This window comes from Pseudomonas jinjuensis, assembly GCF_900103845.1.
Classification (GTDB): Bacteria; Pseudomonadota; Gammaproteobacteria; order Pseudomonadales; family Pseudomonadaceae; genus Pseudomonas; species Pseudomonas jinjuensis.
The window spans coordinates 179,505-186,054 of the sequence record NZ_FNIJ01000014.1 but is presented as its reverse complement, the minus strand read 5'-3'; the positions used below and the strand labels follow the sequence as shown (position 1 = coordinate 186,054).

Below are 6,550 nucleotides of genomic sequence, written 5' to 3'. Positions count from 1 at the left end.
CCCTGGGCGTAGCCGGACAGCGCAGCCAGCATCTGGCCGGTCTGGTTGTTGTCGCTGTCGATGGCCTGCTTGCCGAGGATGACCAGCTGCGGCTGTTCCTTGTCGACAACGGCCTTCAGCGCCTTGGCGATGGCCAGGGAGCTCAGTTCGTCGTTGGACTCGACCAGGATCGCGCGGTCGGCGCCCAGGGCCAGGGCGGTACGCAGTTGTTCCTGGGCGGCGTTCGGGCCGACGGAGACGGCGACGATTTCAGTGGCCACGCCTTTCTCTTTCAGGCGTACCGCTTCCTCAACGGCGATTTCGCAGAAGGGGTTCATCGACATCTTGACGTTGGCGAGGTCCACGCCAGAGTTGTCCGCCTTTACGCGAACCTTGACGTTGTAATCGACCACGCGCTTTACAGCGACCAGGATTTTCATGGGGTACTCCGAAAAAGACCGGGCCATTCGGCCCGGAACCAAGGGGACTTGACGCTCCGCGTCGCGCACAGCCGACGCGAAAGGTTTCCAACGCTAACCCATCGCTTTCCATAAATCCCCACCCGAATGGAGTAGCCCCTAGGGGTATTCTTGCGTAGTAAGCGGCTAATCCCCGCAAGGGGAAGGGAATTTTCCGATTGGCAAAACCATGGAGGGGGATGGGGCATCGCCCTCTCCCCTTGCGGGAGAGAGGGGGATTGGAGAGAGGCGGCGTCAGCGCTTCTCTGCGGTGCTGCGCAGGTTCTTCAGCGTGTTCATCGGCGCATCGACCACGAAGCTGTTGGCCAGCCAGGACGGAATGCTGCCGCCCGGCTCGGTCTGCACCTGGTAGGTCACTTCGGTCACGCCCGGCCCCTTCGGCACCAGCCGCCACTCGCCTTCGAGCTTGGGCACGCGGATCTGCCCCGGCACCGCGGGCACGGCCTTCGGGTCGGCCTTCATGTGGCGGATCAGGGTGCCGTCGGCGGTCTTCTCGGTGGTCACGTGGATCACCACGTCACGTCCGGTCACCGGCCAGGGCATGTCGATCTTCGAGTAGGTCCAGTTGTCGCCGGGGCCTTCGGATTTCACCAGGCGCATTTCCGCGCAGGCGTGGATCCACTTGCAGGAACCCGCCACGTCCTCCTGCAGGGCATTGATGGCCTGCACGTCGGCCTTGATGTCGACCACGCCGCGATAGGCCTTGTACTTGGAGCCGGGGACGCTGCTCAGATAGACCTTGATGCCGTCCTCGTCCTTCGCCAGCTGCCAGTCCTCCGCCACGGCGGTACCCGACAGGCCAATGACGGCGGCTGCCACCAGGGTCATTCGCAAAACGCCACGCATGTAGTTCTTCCTCTGCTTATGGTTATCCGGATCGTGGCCAAAGGCCCGATCCTTGCACACTCCGTGACCCTGAACGGGTTTCCGGTCAGGGACGGCGAAAGTATGGCTGCAGATCGGCGGACTTCCAAGCAGTCAGGCGGCGGTGAGGCGTTCCCACTCGGTGAGGATGCGCAAGGCGGCCTCACGGCTGTCGCCACAGCTTTCGGCGTCGGCATCGAAGGCGGAACAGACGGCCGGCCGCTCGGGCTGGCCGAAGATGCGGCAGAGGTTGTCGTCGTCCAGCTGCACGCAGCGGACGCCCGCCGGCTTGCCCTGCGGCATGCCCGGGATGGGGGAGGAAATGGAAGGTGCGATGCAGCAGGCGCCGCAACCGGCTCGGCATTGCATGTCTGGCAGACTCTCTCGCTTGACGATCCGCACCGCTCCGGGCGATGCGGGTGGCGAGAATAATGCCGGCGGGGCACGCCGCCAAGCGCTGCACGTCGGGACCCTGGCGAAAGGCGCCGGCAGGCATTAGGCTGCCCGCCTTGTTCGTGCCGTTCAGCGTCCTTTATATGCAGCAGCCGCTGAAGCTGGATTACCTGTGGGCGGGGTTGTGCATGGTCGGCGCGGTGTATTTCATTTTCCGCGCCTGAGCCGCCGTTCGGCTGGCTCTTTGCGGGAGAGCTCGACGCTTTTGCACTGGGCCGGTCGCGGGCATGGCCCGCTCCTACAGCTCGATGCGGCATCCGGGTAGGGCGCATAACGCGCCAGCGCTATCCGCCATCCCATCGGCGTGGCGTTATCGGCGGATGAAGCGTTCCGCTTCATTCGCCCTACATCTGGACAGGTCGCGGGCATGGCCCGCTCCTACGGGGACGCGAGCCGCGGGATGGAATCCGCGAGGCGGATGTCCTCCATCTCCGCTCAATCCCGCACCTTCAACCGCGTGATCAGGCTGGACGTATCCCAGCGCCCTCCCCCGGCCGCCTGCACCTCGGCGTAGAACTGGTCGACCAGCGCCGTCACCGGCAACTGCGCGCCGTTGCGCCGCGCCTCGTCGAGCAGGATGCCGAAGTCCTTGCGCATCCAGTCCACGGCGAAACCGAAGTCGAAACGACCTTCCAGCATGCTCTGGTGACGGTTCTCCAGCTGCCAGGACTGCGCCGCGCCCTTGCTGATGACTTCCATCGCCGCCTTGGCGTCGAGTCCCGAGCACTGGGCGAAATGCAGCGCCTCGGACAATCCCTGCAGCAGGCCGCCGACGCAGATCTGGTTGACCATCTTGGTCAACTGGCCGCTGCCGACATGCCCCATCAGGCGGATCATCCGCGCATAGGCGCCGATCACCGGCTCGGCGCGCTGGAAAAACTCCGCCTCGCCGCCGGCCATCACCGTGAGAATCCCGCCCTCGGCGCCGGCCTGCCCGCCGGATACCGGCGCATCGAGGAAGCCCAGCTCGCGCTCGGCGGCCAGTACGCCCAGTTCGCGGGCGACCTGGGCCGAGGCGGTGGTGTGGTCGACCAGCACGCTGCCGGGGCGCATGCCGGCCAGCGCGCCGTGTTCGCCGAGCACCACGCTGCGCAGGTCGTCGTCGTTGCCCACGCAGCACATCACGAATTCGGCGTTGCGGGCGGCGTCCCGCGGCGTCTCCGCGAGACTGCCGCCATGCTCCGCCACCCACTGCTCGGCCCGCGCGCGGGTGCGGTTGTAGACGCAGACCTGGTGGTCCTTGCCCTGCAGATGCCCGGCCATGGGATAGCCCATGGTGCCGAGGCCGATGAAAGCGATTTTCGCCATGGCCAGCACTCCCTTCAGAATCAGCCGCGAAGCCTAGCACAGCGGTTTGCCGAGCCCGGAAAGGCCTTCCATACTGCTTGGCAAATCGAGGACAAACCCATGCCCCACTGGCTGGTAATCGACCTTGAAGCCACCACCGAAGAAGGCGGGTGGCCCGTCGAGGAAATGGAAATCATCGAGATCGGCGCCACCCTGGTCAGCGAGGACGACGGCCGCGAGCTGGACCACTTCCAGCGCTTCGTGCGGCCGCAGCGGCGCCCCGTGCTGACCACCTTCTGCCGCGAACTGACGCATATCAGCCAGGACAACGTCGACGCCGCCGAGCCGCTGTGTGCGGTGTGGCCGCAGTTCGAACACTGGCTGGCGCGGCACAACCAGTGCCTGGCGGGCTGGGCCAGCTGGGGCGACTACGACCGCCGCCAGTTGGAACAGGAGTGGCGCCGGCAGAACCTGTGCAGCCAGCTGTGCCGTGTGCGCCACGTCAACCTCAAGCAGCGCTTCGCCGAAGCCCGCCAACTGAAGCGCCCGGTCGGCCTCAACGCCGCCCTGCAGCTGGCCGGCCTGAAGTTCCAGGGCCAGCAGCACCGCGCCCTGGAAGATGCCCGCAATACCGCCCGCCTGCTGCCGCTGGCCCTGCCCGCCTGCGGCTGATCCCCGTTGTAGTGACGATGCCGGTTCGCTTGTGCATACTGGCCGCCCTTTTTTCGCCCCCTCCCAGGAGAGCCCCATGTTCAAGGTCAACGAGTACTTCGACGGCACCGTGAAATCCATCGCCTTCGAAATGGCCGCAGGCCCGGCCACCATCGGCGTGATGGCCCCCGGCGAATACGAATTCGGCACCAGCCAGCTGGAAGTGATGCACGTCGTCGCCGGCGCCCTGACCGTCAAGCTGCCGGGCAGCGACAACTGGGAAACCTTCGCCGCCGGCTCCAACTTCACCGTGCCGGCCAACAGCAAGTTCCAGCTGAAGGTCGCCCAGGACACCGCCTATCTCTGCGAATACCGCTGAGACGGAGCGGGAACGAAAAAACCGGCCTGATGGCCGGTTTTTTTGTTGGCTTCCCTAACCCGCCGCCAGGGCATGCGTAGGGTGGATCAGCTCCATCGATCCACCGTCCCTCGCAAGGGTGGATGAAAAAAACCTCATCCACCCCACGTTTCTTCGCGTCCGAACGCAGGAACGTCAGCGGTCATGCTCGCAATTGATCATCCAGGCCACGCCGAAACGGTCCTCCAGCGCGCCGAACAGCGCCGCCCAGAAGGTCTTCTCCAGCGCCATGGTCACCTTGCCGCCCTCGGCCAGGCCGTCGAAGATGCGTTTCGCGTCGGCCTTGCTGTCGACGTTCACCGACACCGAGACGCCCCTGATGCCCTCGTAGGGCATGCCCTGGCAGGTATCCGAACCCATCAGCACCTGGTCGCCGACCTGCAGGCGCACGTGCATGATGCGCTGCCGCTCCGCCTCCGGGATGCCCATGTCCTCCGGGGCGTCGCTGAAACGCATCATCAGCGGCAACTCGCCGCCCAGGACCCGGGCATAGAGGCGGAAGGCCTCCTCGCATTTGCCGTCGAACGTCAGATAGGCATTCATGTACATCGCGCTACTCCTCTCTATCAGGACTTGCCGGAGATCTGCTGGCGGATGCGCTCTTCCTGCTCGCGCAGCTCCGGGGTGAATTCCTCGCCGAAATCCTCCGCCTCGAAGATCTGGCGGATTTCGATTTCCGATTCGCCGTGGAAGGGATTCGGGCAGCGTTTCACCCAGTCGATGGTTTCCTGCAGCGACGCGGTCTGGAATATCCAGAAGCCGGCGATCAGCTCCCTGGTCTCGGCGAACGGGCCATCGATCACCTCGCGGCGGTCGCCGGAGAATCTCACCCGCGCCCCTCTGGAACTCGGCTGCAGCCCCTCGCCGGCCAGCATCACGCCGGCCCTGGCCAGCTCCTCGTTGTAGGCGCCCATCGCGGCGAGAAGCTTCTCGTCGGGCATGACGCCGGCCTCCGAATCGGCGGTGGCCTTGACTATCACCATGAAGCGCATGTCGTCCTCCTGCTGTGGTTGTCGTGGCTCTGCCAGATGGTCGAACCGGAATGCTGCGAATCGACAAGCAGGCGAGCGTTCCTCGACGGCCGGTCATCCATCGCGGTCCCGGACATGAGCCAATGAGGATAGGCCAAACTCCGGCGAAGCGTCTGGACAAGGCCTGCGTCGATTTCCTACAGTCAGCGGCTCGCCTGGAATCAAGGAACCTGCCCCATGAGCCTGGAATCGGTTCGCGCCTTCTTCGCCGAAAAGGCCCCCGACATCGACATCATCGAACTGGACACCAGCACCGCCACCGTCGCCCTGGCCGCCGAAGCCCATGGCGTCGAGCCGGGGCGGATCGCCAAGACCCTGTCCCTGCGCGTCGGCGAACGCACCGTGCTGGTGGTCGCGCGCGGCGATGCGCGGCTGGACAACCGCAAGCTGAAGGAAGCGCTGGGCGCCAAGGCGCGCATGCTGGCGGCGGAGGAAGTGGCGGAGCTGACCGGCCATCCGGTGGGCGGCGTCTGCCCGTTCGGCCTGGCGACGCCGCTGCCGGTGTATTGCGATGTCTCGCTGCGCGCCTTCGACCAGGTGCTGCCGGCCGCCGGCGCCCTGCACAGCGCCGTGCGCATCGAGCCGGAGCGCCTGGCCTCGCTGGTCGAGGCGAGCTGGGTGGACGTCTGCCAGGAAATCGCCTGAGCGGAATAGCGTGGCGGGTGCAACCCGCCGATACCCAAACGACATCAGTCGTCGCGGGTCAGCACTTCCAGCAGCTCGATCTCGAAGACCAAGTTGGAGTGCGGCTTGATGTGCGCCCCCACCTGGCGTTCGCCATAGCCCAGGTGCGCCGGCACGAATAGCTTGCGCTTGCCGCCGACCTTCATGCCCATCAGTCCGATATCCCAGCCCTTGATCACCCGGCCGGTGCCGATGACGCACTGGAAGGGCCGGCCGCGATCGTAGGACGAGTCGAATTTGGTGCCATCTTCGAGGAAGCCGTTGTATTGCGTAGTGATCAGCGCGCCTTTCACCACTTCCTTGCCGTCGCCCACGACGATGTCTTCGATCTGCAATTCGCTGCTCATGCGCTTCTCTCCTGCATGCGGCAGACCCTGAGTGGCTGCCGGGGCTGCGTTTTTCGCAGGAATCGCGTGGCGTGACAAACGAAAAAGCACAAGGCCCGCATCATGCGGGCCTTGTGCCTTGGGCGCTGATCCTTCAGCTGGGATCAGTATGCCGCTGGCGGATGACAGGCTGGTTACAGCGAAGCGGCCGATTCGGGCAGTTGTAGGGTGAAAAACGCGAAGCGTTTTCCACCTCGTAGGAGCGAGCTTGCTCGCGAACCTCTCTCTGCCCCTATGCTGCCGTCTCCGCCATATCGTCCCGTTCCCATCGCCTCGGCGCGTCTGCAGTCAAGCAAGAGCGTTCGCGAGCAAGCTCGC

10 protein-coding genes and 1 pseudogene are annotated in these 6,550 nt (G+C 65.3%); 4 read left to right on the top strand and 7 right to left on the bottom strand.

Annotated elements, in window-relative coordinates:
* From BLR75_RS19680 to BLR75_RS19670, 3 genes are all read right to left on the bottom strand, one after another.
* Positions 1–419, bottom strand: a 419-nt coding sequence (locus BLR75_RS19680) for an electron transfer flavoprotein subunit beta/FixA family protein (protein ID WP_139207048.1), incomplete at its 3' end; no start/stop codon positions are given.
* Positions 420–692: 273 nt separating this feature from the next.
* Complete coding sequence (locus BLR75_RS19675; protein ID WP_090416129.1) at positions 693–1,304, bottom strand: START domain-containing protein; 612 nt, start codon at positions 1,302–1,304, stop codon at positions 693–695.
* Positions 1,305–1,436: 132 nt separating this feature from the next.
* Complete coding sequence (locus BLR75_RS19670) at positions 1,437–1,691, bottom strand: YkgJ family cysteine cluster protein (protein ID WP_084312408.1); 255 nt, start codon at positions 1,689–1,691, stop codon at positions 1,437–1,439.
* 137 nt (positions 1,692–1,828) lie between these two features.
* Between BLR75_RS19670 and BLR75_RS19665 the strand changes: the two are divergent.
* Positions 1,829–1,939 (top strand): annotated as a pseudogene (locus BLR75_RS19665) (DMT family protein); the annotation flags it as partial.
* 271 nt (positions 1,940–2,210) lie between these two features.
* On the opposite strand, the gene BLR75_RS19660 reads toward BLR75_RS19665, so the two are convergent.
* Positions 2,211–3,083 (bottom strand): NAD(P)-dependent oxidoreductase, encoded by an 873-nt coding sequence (locus tag BLR75_RS19660; RefSeq protein ID WP_084312404.1) that lies wholly within the window; start codon positions 3,081–3,083, stop codon positions 2,211–2,213.
* Positions 3,084–3,182: 99 nt separating this feature from the next.
* On the opposite strand from BLR75_RS19660, the gene BLR75_RS19655 reads away from it, so the two are divergent.
* Entirely contained in the window at positions 3,183–3,734 is a 552-nt protein-coding gene (locus BLR75_RS19655) for a 3'-5' exonuclease (protein ID WP_084312402.1), read from the top strand.
* 76 nt (positions 3,735–3,810) lie between these two features.
* Positions 3,811–4,092 (top strand): pyrimidine/purine nucleoside phosphorylase, encoded by a 282-nt coding sequence (gene ppnP / locus BLR75_RS19650; protein WP_084312400.1) that lies wholly within the window; start codon positions 3,811–3,813, stop codon positions 4,090–4,092.
* Between the two features lie 174 nt (positions 4,093–4,266).
* Here ppnP and BLR75_RS19645 read toward each other — a convergent pair whose 3' ends face one another.
* Both BLR75_RS19645 and BLR75_RS19640 read right to left on the bottom strand, forming a co-directional pair.
* Positions 4,267–4,680: a VOC family protein gene (locus BLR75_RS19645; protein WP_084312398.1), complete on the bottom strand. Its 414-nt coding sequence runs from the start codon at positions 4,678–4,680 to the stop codon at positions 4,267–4,269.
* Between the two features lie 17 nt (positions 4,681–4,697).
* Positions 4,698–5,123, bottom strand: coding sequence for a YciI family protein (locus BLR75_RS19640; RefSeq protein ID WP_084312396.1), 426 nt, complete (start codon positions 5,121–5,123; stop codon positions 4,698–4,700).
* Positions 5,124–5,339: 216 nt separating this feature from the next.
* Between BLR75_RS19640 and BLR75_RS19635 the strand changes: the two genes are divergently transcribed.
* Complete coding sequence (locus tag BLR75_RS19635) at positions 5,340–5,807, top strand: YbaK/EbsC family protein (protein ID WP_084312394.1); 468 nt, start codon at positions 5,340–5,342, stop codon at positions 5,805–5,807.
* 44 nt (positions 5,808–5,851) lie between these two features.
* Here BLR75_RS19635 and BLR75_RS19630 read toward each other — a convergent pair whose 3' ends face one another.
* Positions 5,852–6,193 carry an FKBP-type peptidyl-prolyl cis-trans isomerase gene (locus BLR75_RS19630; protein ID WP_084312392.1) on the bottom strand — a complete coding sequence of 114 codons (342 nt, stop codon included), beginning with the start codon at positions 6,191–6,193 and terminating at the stop codon, positions 5,852–5,854.
* Positions 6,194–6,550 lie beyond the last annotated feature (357 nt).

What these genes read in the sequence shown, in the direction of transcription:
- BLR75_RS19675 (WP_090416129.1), bottom strand. Translation starts at nt 1,304, where the DNA reads ATGCGTGGCGTTTTGCGAATGACCCTGGTGGCAGCCGCCGTCATTGGC.
- BLR75_RS19670 (WP_084312408.1), bottom strand. Translation starts at nt 1,691, where the DNA reads ATGCAATGCCGAGCCGGTTGCGGCGCCTGCTGCATCGCACCTTCCATT.
- BLR75_RS19660 (WP_084312404.1), bottom strand. Translation starts at nt 3,083, where the DNA reads ATGGCGAAAATCGCTTTCATCGGCCTCGGCACCATGGGCTATCCCATG.
- BLR75_RS19655 (WP_084312402.1), top strand. Translation starts at nt 3,183, where the DNA reads ATGCCCCACTGGCTGGTAATCGACCTTGAAGCCACCACCGAAGAAGGC.
- ppnP (WP_084312400.1), top strand. Translation starts at nt 3,811, where the DNA reads ATGTTCAAGGTCAACGAGTACTTCGACGGCACCGTGAAATCCATCGCC.
- BLR75_RS19645 (WP_084312398.1), bottom strand. Translation starts at nt 4,680, where the DNA reads ATGTACATGAATGCCTATCTGACGTTCGACGGCAAATGCGAGGAGGCC.
- BLR75_RS19640 (WP_084312396.1), bottom strand. Translation starts at nt 5,123, where the DNA reads ATGCGCTTCATGGTGATAGTCAAGGCCACCGCCGATTCGGAGGCCGGC.
- BLR75_RS19635 (WP_084312394.1), top strand. Translation starts at nt 5,340, where the DNA reads ATGAGCCTGGAATCGGTTCGCGCCTTCTTCGCCGAAAAGGCCCCCGAC.
- BLR75_RS19630 (WP_084312392.1), bottom strand. Translation starts at nt 6,193, where the DNA reads ATGAGCAGCGAATTGCAGATCGAAGACATCGTCGTGGGCGACGGCAAG.